The sequence below is a fragment of the Christensenella sp. genome (assembly GCF_034927525.1).
Taxonomy (GTDB): domain Bacteria; phylum Bacillota; class Clostridia; order Christensenellales; family Christensenellaceae; genus Christensenella.
On sequence record NZ_JAYFPU010000344.1, the window covers coordinates 1 to 1,728 of the forward strand.

General features: G+C 48.8%; 2 protein-coding genes. One reads left to right on the plus strand and one right to left on the minus strand.

The features are described from left to right. Positions 1 to 497 (plus strand): sugar phosphate isomerase/epimerase family protein (locus VB081_RS13795; protein ID WP_323401357.1); only part of this gene is annotated, 497 nt, incomplete at its 5' end. Positions 498 to 520: 23 nt separating this feature from the next. On the opposite strand, the gene VB081_RS13800 is transcribed toward VB081_RS13795, so the two are convergent. Then, positions 521 to 1,728: sensor histidine kinase (locus VB081_RS13800; RefSeq protein ID WP_323401358.1), on the minus strand; the 1,208-nt coding region annotated here is incomplete at its 5' end.

Here is a 1,728-nt window from a genome sequence, read left to right on the forward strand (position 1 = left end):
ATTGTGTACTGCATCCTCATGGGCCTGTCCCAGATGAACCGGGGTTTGTACGACAGGACAGCTATAAAAGGGTGCTGGAAAGAACGTTAGAGCTTGATAATATTGCAAAAAAAGAAAATGTAGAGCTACTGGTCGAGAACATGCCGTTTACAGACCAGTTAATGGACCAAGAAGTTTTTTTAAAAACATTTGAGCCGGAAAATCAACTGAAGTTTCTGATCGATACAGGACACGCAATATTGAATAAATGGAATATGACAGAAATACTAAAAACCCTCAAATCTCGTATTCGAGCTTACCATATCCATGATAACTTTGGAGATTTTGACGCGCATCTGAAGGTGGGAGAAGGACCAACGGACTGGACTAAGTTTTTCAAGGACTATTGGTTATATACGCCCGATGCACGTTTGGTTTTGGAATATGCAAAAGGCCCCATCGACAGTATCACAGAAAACGTAGAAACTGTAAAAGAGTATTATGAAAGGGCCCGGTAATAAAGCGAGAGAAAAAATTTAAACTATTCGGCGGACAGACGGGGGAGAGTGACAGTGAAAACAGTCCCGCCGTTCTCGCCGGAGGCGACGGCAAGCATCCCGCCGTGCCGTTCGATGATGTCTTTTGCAATGGCGAGGCCGAGACCTGCGCCGCCTATTTTGCGCGAGCGGGAATCGTCCGCACGGAAAAACGGATCAAAGATATGTTCGCGTTTTTCCGCAGGGATACCGATGCCCGTATCTGCTATCGTAAAGATATAATCCTTATCGCGGGCGAAAGAAGCAATGTCTATGTTACCGCCCTGCACGTTATATTTCACGGCGTTTTCGACGAGGTTGGAAAATGCGCGCATGAGCATGACGCTGTTGCCCGTCGTGGCAAGGCCGCCCGGCTCCACAGTGGCGCAAAGGCCTTTTTCAGCGATGCGCGGCGAAAGCTGCGCTGTGATGTCGGCAAACATGGAATCAAAATCGATGGGATCGTTAAAATCGTAGCAGCGCTGTGAAGAGATGGTGAACAGGTCATCCACCAGACGGACCATACGTTCAGTTTGCTTTTTGACAACGTCTACCGTCTGCTTGTATTCATCGGTGGTCGGGTCGTCGGATAATTGCAGTACGTCGATATTTGTTTTGATCGCCGCCAACGGTGTTTTTAATTCGTGCGCCGCGTCGGACGAAAAGCGCTTTTGGTCTGAGAATGCTTTGTCGAGGCGGGCAAGCATCGTATTGAAGGAATGGGCGAGGCTGCTGATCTCGTCGCGCGCGGTACTGCTTCCGACGCGTTGCGATAGCTCGTGCTCGGTGATGCCTTCGATCTCCGTGCTTAGATCGCGCACAGGCTTTAATGCGCGCCCAAGCAGGAGATAGGTAAGAAAGCCGCCGCCGCCGATGATCGCGAGCATGATCCACAGGCTCATGCTGTTGAACTGGGTCGTAGCTGTCGCCATAACGGATACTGCTGCTGCCGGAGACGTGGATATGGCTCCGTCTGACATATTGATATCCGCAATATCGTTTGCCGGATTTGGAACAACCCTGTACCCTTCATCGTAATAATTTTCCATGATTGGAATTGTATTAACTTTCATGGAGCTGATGTATGGCTCTACATAGGAAAATTGCGCATTATAGATGGTGGAAAGGGTAAATACGACGGACACGCCCGCTAAAAGCGCTACGGTGAAAAGCGTCAGCCGCATACGTAGTGATATTTTTTTCAAAGCTTTGT